The sequence below is a fragment of the Lysinibacillus zambalensis genome, assembly GCF_040183165.1.
In the GTDB taxonomy this organism is placed as follows: Bacteria; Bacillota; Bacilli; order Bacillales_A; family Planococcaceae; genus Lysinibacillus; species Lysinibacillus zambalensis.
This window is the reverse complement of sequence record NZ_JBEGDG010000003.1, coordinates 252,103-277,261: the sequence shown is the minus strand read 5'-3', so window position 1 is coordinate 277,261 and position 25,159 is coordinate 252,103. Positions and strand designations below refer to the sequence as shown.

General features: G+C 35.2%; 19 protein-coding genes and 1 pseudogene. 18 read left to right on the top strand and 2 right to left on the bottom strand.

Annotated elements, in window-relative coordinates; translation table 11 throughout:
* The first annotated feature begins 108 nt into the window (after nucleotides 1-108).
* Nucleotides 109-726 carry a thermonuclease family protein gene (locus tag ABNX05_RS06955; RefSeq protein ID WP_349659067.1) on the top strand — a complete coding sequence of 206 codons (618 nt, stop codon included), beginning with the start codon at nucleotides 109-111 and terminating at the stop codon, nucleotides 724-726.
* 398 nt (nucleotides 727-1,124) lie between these two features.
* Nucleotides 1,125-1,934 (top strand): CPBP family intramembrane glutamic endopeptidase, encoded by an 810-nt coding sequence (locus ABNX05_RS06950; RefSeq protein WP_349659066.1) that lies wholly within the window; start codon nucleotides 1,125-1,127, stop codon nucleotides 1,932-1,934.
* A 276-nt stretch (nucleotides 1,935-2,210) separates the two neighbouring features.
* On the opposite strand, the gene ABNX05_RS06945 is transcribed toward ABNX05_RS06950, so the two are convergent.
* Nucleotides 2,211-3,083 carry a glycine betaine ABC transporter substrate-binding protein gene (locus tag ABNX05_RS06945; protein ID WP_349659065.1) on the bottom strand — a complete coding sequence of 291 codons (873 nt, stop codon included), beginning with the start codon at nucleotides 3,081-3,083 and terminating at the stop codon, nucleotides 2,211-2,213.
* 1,205 nt (nucleotides 3,084-4,288) lie between these two features.
* On the opposite strand from ABNX05_RS06945, the gene ABNX05_RS06940 reads away from it, so the two are divergent.
* The 12 genes from ABNX05_RS06940 to ABNX05_RS06885 all read left to right on the top strand — a co-directional run bounded on the left by ABNX05_RS06940 (nucleotide 4,289) and on the right by ABNX05_RS06885 (nucleotide 17,874).
* Complete coding sequence (locus tag ABNX05_RS06940) at nucleotides 4,289-5,782, top strand: helix-turn-helix domain-containing protein (RefSeq protein ID WP_349659064.1); 1,494 nt, start codon at nucleotides 4,289-4,291, stop codon at nucleotides 5,780-5,782.
* A 171-nt stretch (nucleotides 5,783-5,953) separates the two neighbouring features.
* Complete coding sequence (locus ABNX05_RS06935; RefSeq protein WP_349659063.1) at nucleotides 5,954-6,952, top strand: HD domain-containing phosphohydrolase; 999 nt, start codon at nucleotides 5,954-5,956, stop codon at nucleotides 6,950-6,952.
* 231 nt (nucleotides 6,953-7,183) lie between these two features.
* Nucleotides 7,184-8,902: a methyl-accepting chemotaxis protein gene (locus ABNX05_RS06930; protein ID WP_349659062.1), complete on the top strand. Its 1,719-nt coding sequence runs from the start codon at nucleotides 7,184-7,186 to the stop codon at nucleotides 8,900-8,902.
* Nucleotides 8,903-9,070: 168 nt separating this feature from the next.
* Entirely contained in the window at nucleotides 9,071-9,640 is a 570-nt protein-coding gene (locus ABNX05_RS06925) for a manganese efflux pump (RefSeq protein WP_349659061.1), read from the top strand.
* Nucleotides 9,641-9,916: 276 nt separating this feature from the next.
* A complete protein-coding gene (gene isdC, locus ABNX05_RS06920) occupies nucleotides 9,917-10,558 on the top strand; it encodes a heme uptake protein IsdC (RefSeq protein WP_349659060.1) in 642 nt (213 codons plus the stop codon).
* Complete coding sequence (locus tag ABNX05_RS06915) at nucleotides 10,558-12,003, top strand: NEAT domain-containing protein (RefSeq protein WP_349659059.1); 1,446 nt, start codon at nucleotides 10,558-10,560, stop codon at nucleotides 12,001-12,003. The genes isdC and ABNX05_RS06915 overlap by 1 nt, the downstream gene beginning before the upstream one ends.
* Before the next feature lie 81 nt (nucleotides 12,004-12,084).
* A complete protein-coding gene (locus ABNX05_RS06910) occupies nucleotides 12,085-13,398 on the top strand; it encodes an NEAT domain-containing protein (RefSeq protein ID WP_349659058.1) in 1,314 nt (437 codons plus the stop codon).
* A 15-nt stretch (nucleotides 13,399-13,413) separates the two neighbouring features.
* Nucleotides 13,414-14,337, top strand: a complete 924-nt coding sequence (gene isdE / locus ABNX05_RS06905; RefSeq protein ID WP_349659057.1) for a heme ABC transporter substrate-binding protein IsdE — start codon at nucleotides 13,414-13,416, stop codon at nucleotides 14,335-14,337.
* A 128-nt stretch (nucleotides 14,338-14,465) separates the two neighbouring features.
* On the top strand, nucleotides 14,466-15,431 hold the full coding sequence (locus tag ABNX05_RS06900) for a FecCD family ABC transporter permease (protein WP_349659056.1): 966 nt from the start codon (nucleotides 14,466-14,468) through the stop codon (nucleotides 15,429-15,431).
* A 6-nt stretch (nucleotides 15,432-15,437) separates the two neighbouring features.
* Nucleotides 15,438-16,208, top strand: a complete 771-nt coding sequence (locus ABNX05_RS06895) for an ABC transporter ATP-binding protein (RefSeq protein ID WP_349659055.1) — start codon at nucleotides 15,438-15,440, stop codon at nucleotides 16,206-16,208.
* Nucleotides 16,209-16,219: 11 nt separating this feature from the next.
* On the top strand, nucleotides 16,220-16,978 hold the full coding sequence (srtB, locus tag ABNX05_RS06890) for a class B sortase (protein ID WP_349659054.1): 759 nt from the start codon (nucleotides 16,220-16,222) through the stop codon (nucleotides 16,976-16,978).
* Between the two features lie 368 nt (nucleotides 16,979-17,346).
* Nucleotides 17,347-17,874 (top strand): YceI family protein, encoded by a 528-nt coding sequence (locus tag ABNX05_RS06885; protein WP_349659053.1) that lies wholly within the window; start codon nucleotides 17,347-17,349, stop codon nucleotides 17,872-17,874.
* 365 nt (nucleotides 17,875-18,239) lie between these two features.
* Here the strand turns inward: ABNX05_RS06885 and ABNX05_RS06880 are convergent.
* Nucleotides 18,240-18,983: pseudogene (locus ABNX05_RS06880) on the bottom strand (transposase); the annotation flags it as partial.
* A gap of 514 nt (nucleotides 18,984-19,497) precedes the next feature.
* Here ABNX05_RS06880 and ABNX05_RS06875 point away from each other — a divergent pair.
* The 4 genes from ABNX05_RS06875 to ABNX05_RS06860 all read left to right on the top strand — a co-directional run bounded on the left by ABNX05_RS06875 (nucleotide 19,498) and on the right by ABNX05_RS06860 (nucleotide 25,021).
* Nucleotides 19,498-20,424, top strand: a complete 927-nt coding sequence (locus ABNX05_RS06875) for an NAD-dependent epimerase/dehydratase family protein (RefSeq protein WP_349659052.1) — start codon at nucleotides 19,498-19,500, stop codon at nucleotides 20,422-20,424.
* 544 nt (nucleotides 20,425-20,968) lie between these two features.
* Nucleotides 20,969-22,258, top strand: coding sequence for an AAA family ATPase (locus ABNX05_RS06870; RefSeq protein WP_349659051.1), 1,290 nt, complete (start codon nucleotides 20,969-20,971; stop codon nucleotides 22,256-22,258).
* A gap of 91 nt (nucleotides 22,259-22,349) precedes the next feature.
* The gene (locus ABNX05_RS06865) at nucleotides 22,350-22,925 is read left to right on the top strand and encodes an RloB family protein (RefSeq protein WP_079559607.1); all 576 of its coding nucleotides are present in this window, start codon (nucleotides 22,350-22,352) and stop codon (nucleotides 22,923-22,925) included.
* Nucleotides 22,926-23,377: 452 nt separating this feature from the next.
* Nucleotides 23,378-25,021 carry a glycerol-3-phosphate dehydrogenase/oxidase gene (locus tag ABNX05_RS06860; protein WP_349659050.1) on the top strand — a complete coding sequence of 548 codons (1,644 nt, stop codon included), beginning with the start codon at nucleotides 23,378-23,380 and terminating at the stop codon, nucleotides 25,019-25,021.
* Nucleotides 25,022-25,159 lie beyond the last annotated feature (138 nt).

The following is a 25,159-nucleotide window of genomic DNA, read 5'->3' as shown; positions in this document are numbered from 1 at the left end:
TACAATAGAAACATCGTGAAACTTTTAGGACTTTTGATGAGTTAAGGATTTCTTTTAGAAGCTTCCTTAAAGTGTAATGAAGATGAATAGTTGTGAGGGACCTACTACATGAAAATGCAAGATATAAAAACGTTAATTACGAGTGGTACAATCATTCTTGCCGTTGCATTGTATATGATTTTTGGCAGATCACCAGCTCAAGACAAGGATACAATATCTACTGACAAGAATGGAGCTATTTCGATTGAACATGTCGAAGAAAAAACAGGAAACAAACGCTTTGATGTAGATTATATTAAAGCATATGATGGTGATACAATTCAGGCGACAATAAATGGCAAGAAACAAAAAATTCGCCTATTGATGGTAGATACACCAGAGATGAATTATAACAAAGGTGAGGCACAGCCTTATGCTAAAGATGCGCGAGATTATACGATTAAGTTGTTAGAACACGCCAAAAAGATTGAAGCGGTTTACGATGTCGGACCAGAAACAGATAACTACGATCGTTTATTAGCTTATGTCTTTATTGATGATGTAATGTTGCAAGAATCATTATTAAAAGAAGGACTTGCAGCAGTGCGCTTTATCCATAAACCAAACAATACGTTTGAGGATGAATTTAGAGACATTCAGCAAGATGCGGAAAAAGAAAAATTAAATATTTGGTCACGTGAAAATTACTTCCAAAAAGATGGCTTCCATCCGGAAGTATTAAAATAAAGGTTAAAAAACAAGGGACTGTCCCAAAAGGCAATAAAAATGCCTTTTGGGACAGTCCTTTCTTTATTCAAAAATATAGTTGTAAACAAAGTGTATTTATTGAGTTCGTCAAAAGGCTTTTATAAGCAATGTAATAATGCTTTTCGTATTTTTTACTTTTGAAAAGAAAATACAATGAAAATTCGACTTTTTGAGTTTTGTGAATTGGAGAAACATGAGATTTGTGATTTAACAATCTCATGTTTTTTCATTTCAATAATAATTCAGCTTGAAAATACATATGTTTTCGTATATATTGTTCATAAAGTATATATACAATATTTAGCACTGTGTTTATAGACACACTTTAAGCAATGTAAATAAATCAATTAAAATGCTTTAAGGGGGAAATTCATATATTGAAATGGATACTTTATGTACTCACCGGCTGGTCAACGTTAGTCACTGGTCTGTTCCTAGCTTCTCTTTCCAGTAATCATTTGATTCAGGGTCTTGTGATGAGTGGATTGGTTATTCCTATTATTCTGTATTTATATCAGCATGTTTATCGACTGACTGGAGTTAAACCAAAGGCGCCGGTATATTCTTGGAAAAGGCTACATCATTTTATTTCTGGGGTTATCTTGGCGATTGCACTGGCTTCATTGGGCTTCTTCATAGGCAATTTTCAAGGGTGGATAGACTTTGAAAAATGGCATCCCTCCGAACAGTGGTTTATTGCTCTAACCTTGAATATTTTATTTGCTTTTTTTTATGAAGCTTTACCAGAGGAATTTGGATTGCGAGGTATGTTATATGATGTCTTACGCTATCGATTCACCGCTTGGTTATCCGTATTACTTCAAACCTTACTTTTTGTAGCATTCACTATAGCAGTTGGTCAGATTCAAGTGCTTTTTGGACTTGCTCCAGGTGTATCCATTAACGTCTTTTATATCATTTTAATTTTTAGCTTTGGAATATGTTTGCAGTTGCTCCGTCTATGGACAGGAAGTCTCTGGACATCAATTGGTTTTCACCTCGCCTACTTAGAAATCATGAGATTTGCTGTTTCGCCACATCTAAAAGGCGTACCTCCAATCATTACCTACCACGAATCAGTGCCTGAAATCGGCCTCTTAATCTCTATTTGTATGATGATTATTGGGGGCATCATTGTATCACTCGTTATATTAGGTGTGAAGCATTTTAGACGGAAAAGTACATGATTTGAACTAAATCGCTTTCATAAAATATGTGCTCCATGCTCAACTTCTCACACAATTGCGATATAAAACAAAAAAAGTCGATTCCATATAGTACTGGAAATCGACTTTTTTAGGTAAAATCTGCAAAGGAAATGGGTTTTGACGTTTAACCTAATTGTAAAGATAGAATCTTTATGTTCCTATTATCATCAACTAAAGTGCAGAAGGTATTGTTGTTTTAACTCTATTCTTCATATGTAAAATCGCTAGACGCGTTTATAAAACTTGCCATTTGTACTATTTTACATCTTTTGTCCATTCTGAAACTTTATCTTCATTGTCTTTTATCCATTTTTTTGCTGCCTCTTTAGGATCATCGCCTTTCATAATATCAAACATAACACGCTCAATATCTTCTGGAGTCCAGTGGAAGTTTTTTAGAACACTATACGCTTCGGGATCATCTTCTTTCAATCCGTTACGTGCAAATGTACCAATATATTCTTCAGTTCCGTATATACCTTTAGGATCGTCCAAATATTTTAAATCAAATGCGTTAAACTTCCAGTGTGGAGACCAACCTGTCACGATGATTTCTTCATTTTTCGCAATCGCTTGAGTAAGAGCTGCTGTCATTGCGCCTGCAGATGAGGTAACTACATTCCAACCTTCTAGGTTTTTATATTCTTTATAAGCATTTTCTGTAGTTGCTGTCATATTTGCTCCTGGATCAATGCCAGTGATCGTTTTACCAGCTTCATCTGTTAAATCTTCGATAGAATTTACGTCCATATAACTTGGGACAACTAAGCCAATTTTTGCACCTGCTAGGTTTTCACCTAAGTCGTCTATTTTATCCTTATACTTCTTAACTTGTGGGGCATGTGTTTGTGGTAGCCAAGCTGACACCATACCATCGACCTCTCCTTTAGCAAGAGCCTCCCACATAATTCCGTTATCCAGTGGTGTTAGTGTTACATCATATCCTAAATCTTCTAGAACTTGACCTACTACGTTTGTAGAGGCAATTTCAGTATCCCATTCAACATAGGCTAAGTTCACTTCATTTTTGTCTTTATTTTTCGTGCTTTCACCTTCTGAGCTACAAGCAGTTAATACTAACATGACTGCTAAAGCCAATCCTATCTTCAATAATTTACTGAATCGCATAAGATCTCCCTTTCTTTATTATAGGATGATATGTATCTAAAAATTAACAAGTAACAACTTAAAGTTATCAAAAGGTTGTTACTTTTGTCAAATTGACTTCAAAAGGATGATATATCAAATATGCATAGGGATAATCGCGTCAGGAATGGGCTTTGTACTTAGGCAGAAACGATGTCGGTCATTCAGTAATGCTACAGAAGCGGCGTATTTACCGATTCAAAAATTATTTTATGTAAATTCCTATGTGTGGGATACATTTCAAGATACTGAGGTAAATTAAATACTTTTTGAGTACATAAAGTATGGTTTTGAATGAATTTAAATTTGCAATAAAAAAGATTATCAAAATATGTTGGAAAACTAACAAAAATTGATTTTGACAATTTTATGGTTAGTGCGATAGTTTCGATGTCGAATTTAAATATAGGTATATATTCAAAAAAATCTTTGTAATAATTAATAACGTAACACGCGCACAATTTACAGCGTTCATATATTGAGCGCTTGCTTTATAAGGCTTACCAAGAAGAGAGATGTATCTTAATTTGATACATCTCTTTTTTTGCTTTAAAACGAGCGGGTGAAAGCCTTTTGTATATTCAGGAACTATTTGTGTAGCTCTCTTCGAAAGTGCTTAGGACGTTCTATTCTACAATAGCTTTGTAAAAGTCTGAGGGGGGTTCGCTAGTGAAATTTCAGGTAAAAGTGTTGAGAAACACCCACTTACGATGAAATCCAGTAGATGAGCTTGTATGTAGATGAAAAAATAGATTTTGACCCCCTAGAAAAGATAGGTGTTTTGAATGGATTTTATCATTATCAAAATATGTTCAAAAACGAACAAAAACTGATTTTGCTTGTTATAAAATGCCTGTTATAGTGTAACTATCGTTGAAAACAAGAGGCTTTTTTCGCGATTATATAAAATGAGTGAATTTGATGAAAATAAGCCGTATTTGTTGTTTAAAAGAGTTTATAAAGGGTTATAAAGGAAGCGGAATATTCAGTAACACCTTTCTGATTGGCAGCTTTTGATCTGGAGTAGTTATAAAGTATTGAAAATAATGCTCTATCGTGTTTAATGTCGTAAAAAACGGGAATAGAATGTATTGATAAGAAATAAATAAGCTTATCTAATTTCAAATAAATGGTTAATTTTTATGACGCAGCTAGGGTTTACTGGTGGAAGACATTGAGGTGTTTTTATGTATAATTTCTTGGATCGATTACCTTTGCAAAAGGTGAATGTTTTACATCATATTTACAATGAACAGAGGCTATTTTCAAGTTTAGAGTTATCCCAAATGATGGAACTGTCTGAAAGGACAATTTTGAAAATAGTAGATGAGATAGCAATTGATTTAGAGTTTATTACTGAATCTGCTGATATCCAAAAAGAAGAGCAAAAGTATTTTCAACTAAATTATAAAGATAATTTTTCAATGAAGACTGTTGAAAGATATTATTTAAAAAACTCGTTAACCTATAAAGCTTTTAACGAGATTTTTTACAATAAATTTTATGATGTCAATACGTTTGTTTTGGAAAATTTCACAAGTGTTGCATCCATGTATCGAAGAATAAAAAAAGTTAAGCCTTTGTTAGATCAGTTTCAATTGAAGTATACATCTTATGAAAAAGTCAGCCTTGAAGGGACAGAAAAGCAATTTCGTTATTTTTACTTCTTGTTCTACTGGAATTCGTATTGGGGAGAAGAGTGGCCATTTACGCTAGTTTCAAGAGAAGAAATACTAGATTTAATGAAGGAAGTAGACATAGCTTATTCCGAACAAGTTTTATATTGGCTGGCCATTTGTTTATCACGCGCAAAATTAGGGTGCCTAATCGAATATCATCCAATGTATGCAAACTTTACTAAACATCATCATAGCTATGAGCGATCATCGAAAAAATTAAAGCATATATTTAGAAAATTTACTGATTTATCAAATGAAGAAATTGAATTAGAAACAATGTTTTTATTTTCTATCATTAGCTGTATGCGTCGTTATCATAAAACGGATAATGCGGTAAGTTTATTGATGAACTTTGCACAGCACCATAATCAAGAATTGTTTGTACAAGCAACGTTATATTGGATGGAAACATTTATCGAGCATTTCACAGTTACTTTAGATGTAGAAGAATATGGGGCACTCTTTATAAATTTATTGCATCTTCATTATTTTATTTTATCCTTTGCTGGTCCAGCTACTTTATTTAAAGAAGATCTTTATCAAAAGAGATTGGAAATGCATGAAACGGCTCAAATAGAAATTATGAATCAGTTTTATGATCGTCTAATGGAAAATCAGGCCTTCGCTATCGTATTTGAACGCAGAGAAATATTAATTGGCAGATATCATAAATTACTAAAACAAACAATTGATATTGCCAATAGAGATACTATTAAAATAAAAATATTCTCAATGATAAATGATGATCCTTATCTATTCAGTCAAATAAAACGTCTTTTTATCCATGTTGAATTGTGTTCTAAAGATGAAGAGGCGGAGTTAATTATAACGGATCGCTTATACTTAACTATTAAAAAAGACATCAAAGATATATTTGTATGGAATTCAGTCCCTTCAAAAAGCGATTATGATAGGTTATCAAAAAGACTACAGGAAATCTATTTTACTAAATATCAACAGCAAAATAAGTTATTATTGAAAACTTTGCTAAGTGAAGTGTAAAGAAGATGTTGGAGGTTGATTCATGTTTTTGAAAAGAAAAAAAGAAAGAGATTCATATAAAAATGGATAACGTTGTAAATGAATGAGGTAAAGCATTTGAAGAAGTTACATTGTCGGCTAACCGACTTGCTAGTTGCTAAAGAATTAAACAATGGATAAGGGGTCTTCTAAATGTGTAAAAAAATACCGAAGGAATTAACATACTATTTAAAATTAGGTGATGCTGTTGTAATCATTGATGAAAATCAATTAATTATCGATGTGAATCAACAATACGAAACGATCACCGGCTATAAAAGAGAATTTCTTATTGGATTACCAGTAGAAAGTTTAAAATCGAGTGTAACGCCATTTGTTATGTATAAATCATTAAAAAATACATTAAAAAAAGGACAACCATGGTCTGGGACAATGGTTCATGTCAACAAATCATTAGAGCTAAGATACTCATTTATAACGATTACGCCAATTGTAATAGAAGGAATTACTTATTATGTAGGAGTCATGCGCTTAGCAGAACAACTTTTGATAGATGAAGTAAATCAGAAAAAAGTAGAGCAAAAGGAGCTATTTCAGTTGTTAGCTCTATTAAGTGAAATGCGCGATGTAAATATAGCAGAACATCTTTTGAATGTGCAAAATTTGGCTGAGGAATTATTGCTAAGCCTCTTTGAAGATAGAACTCATCATTTATCGTTAGAGTATGTTAGTAAAATTATAGAATACAGTGTTTTACACGACATTGGAAAATCGGGAATTCCCGAGTCAATCCTGTATAAAACTGGGCCACTAACAGTCTATGAGAAAAAAATTGTGAAGATGCATCCTCTTATGGGTATAGATGTATTGAATAAACTATCTAAAGAAATGAACAATAAAGTTTTTGCTGACAAAAAAATAGCTGAAAATATTATTAAATATCATCATGAAAATTGGGATGGAACAGGATATCCAATGGGGTTAAAAGGAGAGGAAATTCCTTTTGAAGCGAGGGTAATATCTATAGTAGATGTTTACGACGCTTTAGTTAGTGATAGAGCTTATAAAAAAGCTTGGACAAAGGAAGAAGCTCTTTCTTATTTAAAAGAACAGAAGGGTATTAAGTTTGACCCTAATTTAGTAGAAGTGTTTATTGAAAAAGTTATTCAAAAAGATAGTATTTTTCTATAATCCAATTCCGATATATAGGAGTAATATAATATTTGATTTCCGTAATTAAACATTTTTGTTAAAATTAATTAGGTCGACGAAAATTTTAGATGCCATTTATATAAGTTGATTTTCGTTACAACTAGGCGACTCATTGGGAATTAATAGCGGAACGAAAATCAACCTTAGGTTATGGCGATAAACCGATTTTATTATCAATTTAAATTAAATGTATTTAAGGTGGAGAGATAAATGAAGTTTTATAAAAACGTATCTTTGGTCGGGAAGTTCGGAATTTTAAATACCATTATGGTGATTGCACTGGTCATTATAGGGTTTACTGGCATAATGGGTGTTGAAAAAATGAATAATAATGCGACATCTTTATATGGTGAAAATTTAACTTCTATCTATTTATTAAGTAACATTTCAACGAATCAGCAAAAAATAACGAATCTAAAGTTCAAAATTTTCTTTCATTCGCAAGATATAGATGAAAAAGTTCAATATTATGAAGAAATAGCAACTATTGAAGAAGAAATAGGTCAATCCTTTAAAGATTTAAAAAAAGTAAACATGGGAAGTGAAGAAAAAAAGTTACTAAAGTATTTGGAAGAAGTAAATCAAAGTTATGAAGATATATTAGAATCCAGTTTTCAACAAGTTACCTCTGATGCGACAGAAGTGGATGCCAATGTATTATTAGAACCGCTATTTGAAAAAGAAAAGCAAAGAGATGATTTGATGGAGCAAATAGAAACAACAACTATCAAAAGTGCCGAATTGAGCAATGAAAAAAATAATGGTACATATAAGAGAACATTGTATCAAAACGGTATTATTATGGTTATTGCTCTACTGTTTAGTATAAGTATTCTAATCTACTTAAGTAGGTATGTTAAAAAAGCAATCTCCAATATTCAGGATGTTGTATCTGGGGTTGAAGATGGTGATTTAACGCGACATGCTGAGGTATTATATCCGGATGATCTTGGGAGAATTACGCAAGGTTTGAACAATTCTGTTACACATATTCAGGAACTTGTTTCTAATGTAAATAGTACCTCAACACAAATGGGAAGTTTAAGTGAAAATTTAAGTGCAACTATTGAGGAAATTACTGCTTCAATGAATGAAATTGATACTACCTCAAAGGAAGTTGCTATGGGAAGTACTACACTAAGTGCAACAACTGAGCAATTAAACGCGACTGCAATCGAAGTGCTTGATAGTACGGAAAAATTAAATGAGAAAACCAAATATAGTCTTAATTTCTCAGAAAAAGTAAAAGAGAGAGCTATTGATATTAAAGAAACAGCTATTCAAGCATTTAGTACAGCTCGTAATCTATATGATGACAAACAAAAGCTAGTTTTAGAAGCGATTCAAGCCGGACAAATCGTATCTGAAGTAAAAGTAATGTCTGACACAATAGCAGATATTGCAGATCAAACGAATTTGTTAGCATTAAATGCAGCGATCGAGGCTGCCAGAGCAGGAGAGCAAGGTAAAGGTTTTGCTGTTGTTGCTGACGAAGTACGAAAATTAGCAGAACAATCATCTGAAACCGTACAAAGAATACAGATTGTTACAAGTGACGTAGAAAAAGCATTTAAGAATGTGTCTACTAATGCTCAAGAGCTATTACACTTTATAGACGATAAAGTTACACCTGATTATGAGCTTTTCCAAAACAGTGGAATTCAATATGAAGAAGATGCTATGTACTTTAATACATTAATAACTGAAGTGACAACATTTGTAGGAACGATGAAGTATTCTATGCTAGAAATACAAAAAGCGATTGAAAATGTATCTACTGTCGCGATAGAGTCATCAGATCATTCAAATGAGATAGCAAATAGTATTTCAGAAACATTACAAGCTATACAGCATGTAGCAGAATCATCTGTTCAAACTGCTAGTATCGCTGAAAAAATTTCTCAACAATTAAATAATTTTAAACTATAGAATAGTAAATAGTATCCGCGTGGCAAGACGTTGAATAAGTTAATTTAAGTCTTCCACGTGTAATCCCGTTCCTCCGTAAGCAATTCCATTCAACGTATGAATGAACAAAAATTTTTTCCTTTCATATCATATGTGAGAATGGAATTTACGTTATTGAGGAGGAAAGGAATGCATTGGATAGCCATCATTCTTATTGGGATAGCTGCCAACTTAGATAATTTAGGAATTGGTCTCGCTTATGGTATTAAGCGAGTTAAAATACCCGTATTATCCAATGCGGTTATTGCCCTTATTTCAATGATCGTCACATACGTTGCAGTTACAGCTGGGAGCGTAGTTATTGATTATGTCTCTCCAGATTTCGCAAATTTAATAGGAAGTCTTTTGCTTTGTGTTATTGGGATATGGACTTTATTATCTAGTCGCTTGTCTAAACAAGGGATATTAGAAAACCCTGAAGTATTTGATGAGGATAAAAATTATATCATTTCATTTCGAGAAGCAATGACGCTCGGCTTTGTCTTATCAGCCAACTGTTTAGCCGGCGGAATAGCACTTGGAGCCAATGGTATTTCTGCAATATGGACAGTAATTTCTATCGGTTTCTTTTCGTTCATAACAGTAGGTGCGGGTGTTCACTTTGGAGGTTTACTGACAAAGACATTCATAGGAAAACACTCAACCGCTATTTCGGGGTGGTTACTAATTCTTATAGGGATCATTGAAATAATTTCTTGAATATACTAGATTTCTAGTTGAGATTAATGAATAGAAAGAATGCTTTTCTATTAAAAATAGGAAATATCACATGTTTTTCATGTGGTATTTTCTTTTTTTAAGGTAATTTTGACATATTGAGGACAAGTTTGGATTTGTGGTTGACATTCACTGGCATTAACACGTATTCTTGGTAATAGAGATTCAATTGAGAATGATTTTCATTTCAAAGGGTGCATTCAATCATGTTTTTATGGAATTGAATTTTTCTATTATTTTAGAGGAGGCGTACAACACATGAAGAAATTAATGATGTTCGTTATGCTTATAACTTTGTTTGTATGTAACTTTGCATTACAGCAAGCGTCTGCCCAACTAGCTGACGGCACACATTCGATACAATATCAGGTCAATAAACCTGAAAGTAACTCTGTATCCATTGCGAATGATTATTTTCTAAAACCAGCAAAGGTCACATTGAAAAATGGGACAGCTACTGTACAAATTACATTGAAAAATAGTGCATGGATTACAAAGTTCCAACCACCAGGTGGAGCAACTGTAGTTAGTGAAAATAAAGCAGCTGATACTCGTACCGTACAATTTACAGTGAAAGATTTAACGAAACCAGTTGTAACTGCTATGAAAATTGATATTGACGATATTAATTATCATCACGAATACAGCGTTTCACTAGTATTTGATGCGGCATCTGCAGGAAGCGCAACAGTAGCAAAAGCATCTGAAATGAAAACGACTGATGCTTCAACGAAAGCATCTGATTCGAAAACGACTAATGCTCCATCAAATTCTTCTGAAAGTCATGTGCCGAATCCACAAACAAGCGATGCAACACCATATGTATTGATTGTTGCATTAGTTGGATCAGCATTTTTACTTTATAGAAAAAAACTACAAACAAAAACGGAGGGTCAATAATGGCTAAAAAACGTCAATCACGCGCAACAAAAATAGTACTAGCTTCATTGTTAGCAGCTTCACTTTCAGTACCATCATTTGCATCTGCAAAGGTTGCTGAAGTAACGACTACAAATACTGAAGTAAAAGCAGAAGCTACTAAATCTGAGAATACTGGTACTATTGTAGATTTCCAAACTTTTAAGCCTGGAACAACAGAACCACAACCTGCAATTAGTTCTCATCTTGTAACACAAGGTACAATCGTTGAAAAGGATGGGAAATTTGAGGCGAAATTAACGGTAGCAGCAAAATCTGCCCCAATGATCGCAGGTTTACAAACGAAGCAAGGTGATAAGTTTGTAGATGCTACTGAAGTGAAAAATGCAGATGGAACAATTACATACAGTTTTCCAGTTGTAGCTGGAGAAGTATTATCAGCGAAAATTCACGTTGTCGTAGCTTCAGCTAATATGGACAAGTGGTATGATTTTGATTTAAAAGCAGTAGAAAGTGGTAAATCTGAAGAGGTTAAAGAAGAAGTCAAAGTAAATGAAGTGGCTGTCACTGTTTACAAAAACGGTACTTCTGAAGAGTCGATTATGAAGCAATATATTAATTCAAAAGTAGACGTATCAGTAGTAAATGGTAAAAACATAGTTACTATGACGTTCCCTCAAGGTCAATATGTTAAAGGATTTAAAGTAGAGGGAAAAGAAGCGACTTTAGTAAGTAAAGACGATGCAACAAATACAAGTAAGTACTCATTTGAAGTGGCAGACTTAAAGAAACTTGTGAATGCACAGCTGCATATTGTTGTAAATGAGCCAGACAAAGGCGTGAACTATGATTCGAATCACCAAGTTCAATTTAGTTTTGCTGTGGAAGGCGCAGTGAAACCAGTGGTGAATCCATTTAAGGATATTAGTAATGATGCTAACAAAGATGCAATTCTAGCATTATATAGCAAGGGAATTGTTAAGGGTCAAGATTACTTTAAACCAAATGACAATATTACACGCTCTCAATTTGCATTAATGATTGCTCGTTCATTAAATGTATCTTCAACAAAAGATGCTGGATTTAAAGATACAGCGAAACTTGATGCAGAACGTGTACAAGCAATTAATGCTTTAACTGAAGCTGGAATTGTTATGAAAGCTGAGAACTTTAAACCAAATGATACACTTACTCGTCAACAAGCTGCAGTGATGATTTACCGAACAGTAACGCATGTTGCAGGAAAAGAAATGAACTATGGTGATCCAAGTTTGTCTTATTATGCTGATGGTGCAACTGTTAAAAGTGAAGAAGCGAGAAAAGCATTTGCGTTTTTATATGCAGGTAAAATCATGACTGGATCTGTCGATGCTAAAGGTAAAACTGTTATTAATGCAAGCAGTCCATTAAAACGCGCACATATGGCAAAAATTTTAAATGGCTCATTACAATACATGAATAAATAATACGGTTACAGCAACTTCCTTTCTCACTTAATCGAGGAAGGAAGTTACTGTGTTCTTAAAGAATTTGGAGGAATTTACACAGTGATTAACAATAGAAAAATATTTCGAGTATTCGTGTTGAGTACTATTTTACTGATGTTTCTCCCTCCATTTGTATGGCTTCAGGCAAAAGCTGAAGAATCTGTATTAGAAAATGGGAGCTATCAAGTTGAACTAAGTTTTTCATCTCTAGATGGAGTGAAAGACAATATTTTTAGTGAATTGGCGACAATTGATGTGAAGAACGGTCAATATAGCTTGAATTTAACTATTAATCAGCCATTGAGTATAAGAGATATACATATCGAACAGCTGGAAAATGAGCTTTCGTCAAACGTTCAGACTGAAAATTTAGTTCAATTTGATGTCAAGGATTTACATCAGCCTATTATCATTAAAGGCAAGATGGCACTTTCATCCTCTGAAGAATATCTCCCTTTTTCCCAGGAGCTTCAATTACAATTAACAACCCTTTCAATAATTGGACCTAAGGATGAGGAAGTTATTCCGGAAAACGAAAGTAAAGAATCTCCTTCAGAAGAAATCTATGATAAGGAATGGTCAATGAATTACGTATTATTAGTAGATGGAAAAAACGAACAATCCATTATGAATACGTATGTAAATCCTGTTGCGAAAATAAAAGAAAAAAACGGTAAGTATTATGCCCACATGACAATTTTAAAATCTAATTGGATAACAGGATTAACTGTAGATCAACAAGGAAACCAAGTGGAACCAAAGCTTATTTCACTTGTAGACAATACTAGAATTGTTGAATTTGAAATTAGTAATTTTGAAAAGCCAATACGTATGTGGGTTAAAGTTGATATACCTGATATTTCTTATCACCATCAATATTTCGTAAATCTAAAGTTCGATCAACAGCAAGTAGCAAAGTTGTTAAATAAGCCTTCTACAAAAGAACCCTCTAAGCAAGTAGCGAGTGAAAAGCCACCTGTTATTGTTAAAGAGGAAGTAAAAAAAGCACCTGTTATTGTTAAAGAGGGAATGAAAAAGGTACCAGTGGTAACACAATATGAGACTGCGGTCAAACAGCCTCAGACGTCACGGCCACTGCCATCATTTCAGCCTGCATTAACTGTGCCTAAGGAGGAGCGGTTAGCATTTGATCGTACGCTTGATGCGCCTATTGAGGATGAGGAAGACGACAAGAAAGCTGATGTTAAAGAAGAAACTTCAAAAAAAATAACGAAGGATTCTAAAGTCGATCAGCAGCTTGCTCAGCTGAACATTGTAAAGATAGTATTGCTAGTAGTAACTTGTCTTTTATCGGGCTTATTGCTCGTTCGCCGTTTTAAAAATTCAAGAAAAGATGTGACGGAACAGAAATAAGTAGGAGATGACTTTATGCGAAAGAATTGGAAATGTAGGTTGCTCATAATGGCGCTTATGACATTACTTTTGGCAGTCGCTGGCTGTAGTGATGGAAATAAGCAACAAAAGTCAGAGACACCTACGGAAAAAGCACAACCATCAGCTGAAACAACTGATGAGAATGAACATCGTATTATTGCAGGAACCGTCGTTATTGCAGATATTTTAGATAAGCTTGAATTGGACGCTATAGCAGTGCCTGAAACAGAAAAAACATTAGCAAAACGCTTCAATGAACTGCCTACTATCGGTAATGCAATGGAGCCAGATATGGAGATTGTTAAATCATTAAATCCAACAGATGTGTTATCAGTTTCAACGTTGGAGTATGATTTACAAGATAAATTCGAGCAGTTAAAAATACCGGTACAATTTTTAAACTTTCAAAGTGTTGATGCTATGCTATCCGAGATTAAAACCCTTGGCGAACGCTATAATCGTATAGAACAAGCCGAGACGTTAGTGAATGGATTACAAAAAAATATTGATGCTGTCCAAACAGTTGCTGAGAACAAAGAGGGACCTCGTGTATTAATTTTACTTGGCATTCCGGGTAGTTATTTAGTTGCAACTGAAAACTCCTATGCAGGAGACCTTGTGAAACGTGCAGGTGGTATTAATGTGATGGAGGGGCAGGACGCTGAATACTTGTCTTCGAATACTGAGTACTTGCATAGCAGTAACCCTGATATTATTTTACGACTATCACACGGTATGCCAGATGAAGTAGTAAAAATGTTTGATGGGGAATTTAAAACGAATGATATATGGAAGCATTTTGACGCAGTAAAAAACGGCAAAGTCTATGATTTAGAGGAAGAATTGTTTGGTACTACAGCTTCATTACAAGTGCCACAGGCTTTAGGACAGCTAATGGAAATCTTCTATCGTAAATAGAAATTAGAAATGTCGCTCGTATCGCAAGCATAGCCTTGTTATAGAGCGCTTTTCTTATATATGTTTTAAGCAAAGTTGTAGATGTACATATAACATGATGGAATTTGAAAAGAAAAGGGAAGTCCGGTATGACAAAAAAAATTGTAAGCTTTTCAATTGTAATTGTATTATTACTTGTCTCAGCAGTTTATGCAGCAACAACAGGTAGCATTAAAATGGGCTTTTTTGAATTTATAGGTGCATTATTTGATGAAGGAAATAGTCAAATGGAGGCTATCCGGGATTTGCGATTTCCACGAATCATTGTTGCGTTATTTGCTGGTGCAGCACTTTCGGTTTCAGGGGTACTATTACAATCAGTGATGCGTAACCCTTTAGCGGATGCTGGGGTTATTGGTATATCTTCTGGAGCGGCATTTGTCCAGCTCTTTATTATTTCCTTCTTTCCAGCACTATTTTTTATGACACCTGTATTAGCATTTATGGGTGGGGCATTTGCCTGCACACTCGTCTTTGCGTTGTCATGGAAGTCAGGCTTAAGTCCGTTGAAGCTTATTTTAGTCGGGATTGCTATTAATGCAATGTTCACGGGGTTAACAGAAACTTTCATTAGTTTAGGTGGCTCATTGAATACTTCAGCTTCCAGCGTTATAGGTTCAAACTTAACGATGCGTACGTGGAAAGACGTATCAACAATTGTTACTTATGGTACTGTCGGATTACTAGCTGCCTTTGCGTTATATAGTTGGTGTAATCTCCTAGTATTACAAGACAAAACAGCAAAAAGTCTAGGCTTTCATGTAGCTCGTGCTCGTCTATTAATAGCTGCTGTCGCGGTACTATTATCAGCTGTTTCCGTTGTCGTTGCAGGAGTTATCTCGTTCGTCGGTCTGTTAGTGCCACATATTTCTCGTCGATTAGTTGGACATGATCATAAGGTGCTTATACCTTTTACAGCATTAGCTGGAGCTTTATTAATATTAGTGGCGGATACGATTGGTCGCACAATGGCTGCACCACTTGAAATACCAGCTTCAACCATTATGGCGATTATCGGTGGACCATTCTTAATATTCCTATTACGAAAAGAGTGAGGAAACATGGAAATACAAGATATTATCGTATCGCATGATAATACTCGAAATCATTTAGATGGTGTATCGACGACAATTAAAAAGGGCAAAATCACAACGATTATCGGTCCAAACGGCTGTGGAAAATCAACATTATTAAGTGTTATGTCTCGCAACAATATACCGATATCAGGGAATGCATCTTTAGAAAACAAGGATTTGGTACTGTACAAGCAAAAAGAGTTTGCAAAAAAACTCGCGATTGTCTATCAGCAAAATGATGTGCCAAAAGATTTAACAATAGAAAAATTAGTGAGTTTTGGACGTTTACCATATCGTACAATGTTAAAAAGAAATGAAGAGGAAGATGCCAAAGCTATTGAATGGGCACTTACTTGCACAAACTTACTAGAAAAAAGAGATACCTATTTAGAGGCTTTATCAGGTGGAGAACGTCAGCGAGTGTGGATTGCTATGGCTTTAGCGCAACAATCTGAAATTTTATGTTTGGATGAGCCGACAACATATTTGGATATTTATTATCAAATTGAGTTACTGGAGCTTGTAAAGGCGTTAAATGAGGAACATGGCTTAACAATCGTTATGGTACTTCACGATATAAATCAGGCGATTCGCTATAGCGATCAAATCATTCTGATGAAAGCTGGACAAATAATAGCTGAGGGAGCACCACGTAACGTTATTACAAGGGAAGTTATTAAAGAAGTCTATGGTGTTGAAGCTATTTTCAATGAGGATGAGCAGCATGGATTTTACATGGTCCCTCTTGGAATATAACTGGTGATACGATGAAAAAATGGAGATCTAAGTTTTTAACATTTATATATTTAGCAATATTCTTATACTCAGGCTTTGCATTAACCAAGTATTTATACACGTACTATGAGACTTCAAAATCACTGGAAGAAGCACAAACGATTTATCAATCAACATTGGCTTCTTTAGAAGATGAAGTGGAGCAAAGCTCATCAACGCCATTTACAATCCGTCCACAATTCAATGATTTACTATCGGTAAATAAAAATATTGTTGGTTGGATTTCTGCAGACGGGACAAAGCTCAATAATCCTATCCTACAAGCTGAAAATAATGATTTTTATTTAGATCGTAATTTTAAAGATCGAGAAAGTCGTGCGGGCAGTGTATTTATGGACTATCGTAATAATGTGCAGGATATAAACAAAAATACTATTTTGTACGGCCATGCCATGAAGAATAGTACGATGTTTGGGAGTCTTAAGAATTACTTAAATCAGCAATATGCAAACGAACATCCTGTCATTTATTTAGACACTCTGTATGAAGGCTATGATATCGAAGTGTTTGCTGCTTATGAAACGACAATTGATTTTTATTACATTGAAACAGAATTTACGAGCGATGATACATTCCTAAAATTTATAGATGAAATTCAAACACGCTCTGCAATCGAAATGAATGTAGAGATTGGACCAGAAGATAAAATTCTTACGCTATCCACTTGTAAAGATTCTGTCATGAGTGACGACCATCGTTTTGTCGTCCAAGGTAAATTAGTGAAACGCTGAGATAAGGAGCTTCCCATTCATGGGGAGGCTTCTTTTTTATTTATCTATTTCCAGGCTGGAGAAATCGCTCATGTAATACGAAGAACCGCTAAGGAAGAATAATCTCGAAAAATAAATTACTTAACTCAAAAAAAGTGATACCTCGAATTTTAAAAAAAATTTCAAATAATAACTTGACGTAATTAAATTATTAATGTACAGTAAGTTACATAAAGTAATTGATTACTTTTCGTAACTAATATGTACGGAAGAAGTAACTACAAATGTTTATCCGTTAAATTTTGGGGAACATAATTAATGTAGTTGCTTCATATTTTAACATATATCTCGAAATCGAGATAAAAATTATTTTATTGGAGGAATTTAAAATGGCAAAATGGAATATTGATTTAGGACACTCAGCAATTAACTTTCAAGTAAAGCACATGATGGTATCAAAAGTAAAAGGTGTATTCGATACTTATTCAGCAAATATTGAAGCGGCAGATCTTGCTGATTTAACAACAGCAAACATTAGTTTTACAATTGATGCAGCTAGCATTAACACACGTAGTGAAGATCGTGATAATCACTTAAAAGCAGCGGATTTCTTCGATGCTGAAAAATATCCAACAATCACATTCAAATCAACAAACATTACAAAAAAATCGGATGATGAATATGCGATTACAGGTGATTTAACAATTAAAGACGTAACGAAATCAGTAACATTTAATACTGAATTTAATGGTAAAGGTACAAATCCATGGGGCCAAGAAGTTTATGGCTTCGAATCTGCAACAACAATCAATCGTGAAGAATTTGGCCTAACTTGGAATGCTGCTTTAGAAACTGGCGGAGTTCTAGTTGGTAAAGACATCAAAATTACAGTTGAACTGGAAGTAAACCCAGCTTAACTTCTTTCAGCTTAAATAGAGGAACTCAGTCTAAGAACGCCAAGTCCTGTAGCAATTTATCTGTGCGAAAGCGAAGCGACAGCAACAAGGTATTATCTGTGCGAAAGCGACAGCAACAACAACAACAACAACAACAACAACAACAACAACAACAACACAAGACTGAGTGATCAACATCACGTTGGCCCAAAGCCGTTTCTGGATGCAATTATGCCGAGGTATAATTGAGTTTTGTAAAAAATGCTCGATACGTATCGGAGCTCTGAAAAACTTACGTTTTCATAAAAGCGAACCTTTTTCAGATTAAAATAAGGCACTTCTTGTTCAATTTTGAACAGGAAGTGCCTTATTTCTGTCTCTATTCCTTATTTATTTTCGTTTAGTAGCTTTAATATCCGTTTCAAATTAACAGCGAATATCGTTGTAGCACCTAGAATTTCCACGCTAAATAGACCCGCAGCCGATGCCGTACCATACCCGTGTCCGTTTTTTAATTCACTATTCTTCGCTTCTACTTTGTAGCGATTTGCGGTTAATTGCTTAAATGCTTCCGTATTTTGAAATGCCTCTTGTTCGGCATGTGTATCCGACTTAATTGTGACAGAATATGTTTTACTTTTTGCGCCTTCTTTATAACAGCCCTCTCTCATTGGACATACTTTGCATTTTTTAATGTCAAAGTAATATGTCTGACTTTGACTCTTACTCGTTCCTTTTTTACCCGTACGTGCTTTTTTTGTCGCGAGATGACCGGCCTTACAAACAAACATTCCAGCGTCTTTATTAAACTCAAACTTGTCTTCTTCTTTTCGTGGTCCTTGTGTAAGAATAGGATTCAACTTTGCCACGAGCGCGATTTTCTCTTCTTTTGTATATTCGATATTTGCCTTTTCAGAGTAAGCTGTGTCTCCAATAACTGTATTAATTTTCATACCTGCTTGTGTGCTTTTTTCAATTAACTCCTGAAGATATTTTCCATCGCTTTTTTCACCTGTTGTAATGACAGCCACTGTAATAATACGGTCATCACTCAACGCGATATGTGTCTTATACCAGAAGAAAGAAGATTCCGATGTCTTATACCCTTTTCGCGCATCCGCATCAGAAGACTAAAATGAATGGAAAATCAACAAGTTCATTGATTTGGCGAAGTATATTATCTTTTGGCACAGGGTTTCTTGATTTGAAATCATCAGGGGCACCACCTGCACATTAATTCTTTTATTATAAAGGAAAGCGTGACTAAAATAATACTGTGATACAATGCGTTGCTTGGAGAAGCATCGCTCGACTCCTGCGGGAAAGCGAGACAGACGAGACCCCGCACGAAGCGAAGCATAGGAGGAGGCTCGGCGCTCGCCCGCGGAAAGCGAGCGGAATGCTTCGGAAAACAACAGTAGAGTCACAGTGCCAAATGAAAAAAGCGAGGTATTCAACGATTTAATCGTTGAATACTTCGCAATGTGAGAAGATATAGACTTTTTCAGTGCCCTCATACGTATCGGGCACTTTTTTACATCTACATGAAAACCCCTTCCAAAAAATAACACGACAAATAAGTTACTTGCATAATTTTAGTAATTACTGCATATAAAACATCATATAGTTTTTGGGGGCGATGGGATGAATGTATTAGTGACAGGTGGATATGGTTTTATTGGTAGTGCAGTCGCAAGACGTTTTTCTAAAGAAGGTGCAAATGTTTATATTATTGATAATTTAAGTACAGGCCATTTACGTAATGTCGACTTTGAACATAAATCTTATCTTTTGAATGTAGAAGATGAAGTTTGTGAGCATCTTTTTAGAGAAACATCATTTGATGTGGTCATCCATTGTGCAGCGCAAACGAGTGTCCAAAAATCGATACAAGAGCCAGTAAAGGATGTTTTATCGAATATCGTAGGGCTTAGTCAGATGCTCTTCTTATCGTCAAAATATAAGGTAAAGCATTTCGTTTTCGCCTCGTCGGCAGCTGTTTATGGAGATAGTCACTATCCTCCAATAGAAGAAACAGATGTTAGTGAACCGATATCGATGTATGGATTAAACAAAAGTATTGGTGAGTCATACTGCGAAAAATGGCAAAAAGATTACCGTTTACCAACATTAATTTATAGATTTGCTAATGTTTTCGGTCCAGGACAACGTATGCAGAGCGAAGCAGCGGTTATTCCTTGTATGCTAAAAAGCAGTATAGAAGGAAAGCCCTTTACAATTTATGGAGATGGAGAGCAAACAAGAGATTTCATATATGTAGAGGACATTGCGGATGCTATTTATGCCGGTGTACAGGCTAGATTACAAGGCATTTATAATGTATCAACGAATGAGGCATGGTCGATTCATCAAGTCATTTTATTATTGCAGCATTTAAATCATCCTTTAGAAATTCAATATGCTCCTGCAAGAGAGGGAGATATTGAGCATTCGTTTTTAAATAATGAAAAGTTAGCAAAAGCAATAGGGTGGAGGCCAAAAATTTCATTTGCTGAAGGTATAGAGCGTACATTGCAAGCGTTACAAGATGAAAAGATAGTGGAAATATAAAAAATAAAGGCGATTTACTCTTTCATAAAGGGAAAATCGTCTTTTTATATTTTTAATTACTGATGAAAACTTATCCTTCATCCTAAAGTGTGCATTTTATTATTGGAATTACGCAGGGGCATTACCGAAATGTGTGGTTGATTTCCGTTCCGGCTGAGCGCTTTGTTGTTGCTGACGCTACGCTTTCGCACAGTTAAAATAATTGCTGACGCTACGCTTTCGCACAGTTAAAACATTTGTTGTTGCTGACGCTACGCTTTCGCACAGAGCAGAGCTTCCTGGGGGCGTCGGGGCAACAGGATGTTGGTCACGAAGGCGTTATCACAGGACGTGATGCCTTTAGCCTCAGTTCCTCTATTGCTAATCCCCGAGGAGTCGCCCAGCCTCCACTCTAATCAACTATTTACGTATCAGACGTTTTAACAAAAGTCATCCACAACTTTTGGTGATGAACCACTACACGGAGTCATAGGTGTTTTTTTACGGCTATAGTATAATTAATTTTTAAAAGGAATGTTGTGGAATTGAACGGAGGCTTGCAAATATGCTAGTAGATTTTAGAGTGAAAAATTGCCTGAGTTATAAAGATGAAACACTATTTTCAATGGTGGCGGGAAGCCGTATTCGTAAATTAAAGGACACACATACGATGAAATTTGACTCGTTACGCCTTGTAAAAAGTGCCTTTATTTTCGGACCAAATGGAAGTGGAAAATCGAACTTATTCACGGCCATAAAAATTTTACGTTCTTTATTGTTTAACTTTGAAAATCTGAATAATGTTAAACAACTACGTTTGCCCTATCAGCCGTTTAAGTTAGGAGGTCAGCAAGGGAAACCGACAGAATTTATGATTTCATTATTCCTAGATGGGGTACTGTACGATTATGAGGTTCAATATAATGTTTCACAAGTACTTTATGAAGGGCTAACTAAAACGACAAAATCTTTGAAAGAGCGGCTCTTTACTAGACAATGGGATGGGACAGAATATTTGTATGAAACTGCCGAAAGCACAGCGCAAGAGCTGACAAAATATACGCGTAATAATACAGCGTTCTTATCAGTATTAAATGTCTTTAATGACCCAGATGCTACGAAAATATTTGATTGGTTTTTACATAAAATATTGTTTTTAGATGAAGCGAATCGGTTATCAAGTCATCCACTTATTCGTAAACTTGAAGAAGAGCCCTTTAAAAAAGAAGTGATGAAGTTGCTAAAGGTTGCAGACTTTTCTATTCAAGATGTGACGGCAAGACGCGTTGAGCGTAGAGAGAAAAATACGATTGGCTATGATTTTGACACGCCAGAGGTTATTCAAGAAGTGGACATCGATTTGCACTATTTATCGTTCGATGAAGCAGGTGCGCCAATAGGGACAGAGACGATCAATTGGACGATGGATTCGAAGGGGACAGTCCGTATGCTGCATTTGGCATGTGTCATGGTAGATGCATACAATAAGGGGAAGACTATTTTTATAGATGAATTTGATACAGCATTTCATGTGTCCATCTGCGAATTTTTAATGGCCATTATGAACAGCAAGCGTAATATTACGAATCAATTTGTTGTCACAAGTCATGAAATTGATTTATTAGACCAGCCACTTCGTTCCGATCAAATATGGTTTGTGAATAAAAGCTTTAAAAATGAATCCGAGTTATACTCCTTATTCGATTTTGCAGATTTGCAGAAGAAACGTGGAGATATTTCCTATGCCAAGCGTTACTTAAAAGGAGAATTTGGGGCTACACCGGTTATTAATGAATATTTATCAGATCAATATTTAACTTCTTTCAACGGGTATCCAAACACCCCGCTAAAATAGAGGAATTCAGCCGAAGAACGCCAAGTCCGGTGGCAATTTATCTGTGCGACAGCCGAGGCATAATTGATAGGAAGTGGGAGGTGTCTGAGCAGTGAGAGTACGTCAGCAAGGGAATCGAACACTGCGTAAAACCATTTTAATTTATTGTGAAGGTGAAACCGAACGCATTTATTTTGAGCAACTGCGGATTTTAAAGCGCTCCAAACTGGTAAGTGTCAAAATAAAAAACGTTAAACGTTCGGCTATTAAGCTTGCTCAGCATGCCTATCGAGATTCAAGCTATCAATATTTTGATGAGGTTTGGATTGTTTTTGATAAGGATGATTTAACGGAAAAACAATTAGAGGAAGTGAATGACTTTTGTGAGGAGAATAATATTCATATTGCCTATTCAAATGAAGCGTTCGAATTATGGCTACTATTGCATTTTGAAGAGGTCGATATGTCTGAAAAGTATCCTCGTGCAGTATTAAATGACAAGATGGAGCAGCATCTTGGTATAACACGTTATATTCGTCATAAAGCGGATGAATCTGTCATTGCACCTATCGCACTTCGACATGAGGTTGCTATTAAAAATTGCACAGATATGATGGCACTTCGCAAGACGGAAAGCCGTGATAATCCTTATTGCAACATACATGAAATGATACAATACATATTTTAACTTCTTCAGCGGGTGTTCATAAACCTGCTGTTTTTATATTTCAACAAAAGAGGTGGGAATAACAATTATTAAAAGTATGACATATATTAAGTTGATCTTCGTTACGACTGGGCGACTTCTTCAATGCGACAACGTCAATTAAGATTTATTTATCCATGATTCAAAATGTAGATAAATAAATTTGTTGTATTGGGGAATAAATAACACCAGAAGCCATGACAATTGAACAGTACATATGAACGTTCTAAACCTATAAATGATTGAAAAGGGTATTTTGTATTTGTATGATTTAGTCTATCGAACTTGCCTTTTCTTTCTAAACACATTACAATGAAGTTAAGTTAATATAAGGTTTGAGCGATTGAGAGACCATTAAAAACATATGTACATTGCGTACATGTGCTTTTAGTGGTCTCTTTTTTTCGTTCTTAAAATTAAGGAGGAATTTTATTATGAGTACGGCTTCAGCAATACAACGTCAACAAACGATTGAAGAATTACAAAGTAAAGAATACGATTTATTGGTGATTGGTGGAGGTATTACAGGTTGTGGTATCGCACTTGATGCAATTGCTCGTGGACTATCTGTAGCGTTAGTTGAGATGCAAGACTACGCTGCTGGGACTTCTAGTCGTTCGACAAAATTAGTGCACGGTGGACTTCGTTATTTAAAACAATTTGAAATAAAAGAGGTTGCAGAATTAGGGAAAGAGCGTGCAATCGTTTATGAGAATGGACCACATGTAACAACGCCAGTTTGGATGCTACTTCCATTCCATACAGGTGGCACATTTGGTAAATTCTCAACGAATGTTGGTTTACGTGTTTATGATTTTTTAGCAGGGGTTAAACGTTCTGAGCGTCGATATATGTTAAACGCTGCGAAAACAATGGAAAAAGAACCTTTAGTCAAAGCTGAGGAATTACGTGGCGGTGGTGTTTATGTAGAATATCGTACTGATGATGCACGTCTGACAGTTGAAGTTGCCAAAGCTGCCATCGAAAAAGGCGCTACACTCATTAACTATACAAAAGCAGAAAACTTTTTATACAATGACGAAAAGAAAATTAATGGTATCGTAGCACTAGATTTGATTGCCCAAAACGCATTTAATATTCGTGCAAAAAAAGTTGTAAATGCTGCTGGTCCGTGGGTAGATGACGTTCGTACTATTGAAGGGAAACAAAATGGTAAGCATTTAATTTTATCCAAAGGTGTGCATATCGTTTTTGATGAATCTAAATTCCCACTACGTCAAGCTGTCTATTTTGATACACCTGATGGTCGTATGGTATTTGCAATTCCTCGAAATGGGAAGACATATGTTGGAACGACAGATACATTTTACGAAGGCGATGCGCGCGAAATGAATATTCATCAAGAAGATCGTGATTATATTATGAAGGCTATTCATTACATGTTCCCAAAAGTAAAAGTCACAGATGAAGATATCGAATCAAGCTGGGCAGGTGTTCGCCCATTAATTCATGAAGAAGGTAAAAATCCATCTGAAATTTCTCGTAAGGACGAAGTATGGGAATCTCCTTCAGGTCTTGTGACAATCGCAGGCGGTAAATTAACTGGTTATCGTAAAATGGCTGAAACAGTTTTAAATAAGATTGCACAAGATCTAGAGCAACGCTTTAGTATTTCATCAAAACCATGTCATACAAAGAATATTCGTATATCTGGTGGAGATGTTGGCGGCTCTGAAAACTTAGCTGCCTTCGTATCAAAACGCACAAAAATGGGTGTCGATATCGGATTATCGGAAGAGGAAGCAAAACATTTAGCGCATCATTACGGTTCTAATGTGGACACTGTTTTTGAATATGCTAAAGAACAGCATCCTATTTTACCTCAAGGGTTATACGCTCAACTACTGTATGGTATCCATCATGAAATGGTTGTTCATCCAAACGACTTTATGATTCGTCGTACAGCCTATATGTTCTTTAATATCGCCCTTGTTATACAATATAAAGGTGCAGTATTAGATGAAATGGCAAAACAATTAAATTGGTCTCCTGAACAACGTACACAATTTGAAAAAGATTTAAATTTAGAAATAACAAGAGCTACAACTGCATTATAATAAAAAGGAAGGTCGTCTTAATGGCGACCTGACTTTTTAACTTCTTTAAGCCTCTGGCGGATGTCTTAGAATCGAAAAGGAATTGTTAGCCTAAGATTATCGCATCCTTGCGATATCGGCTAACTGACCTGCGTCGGT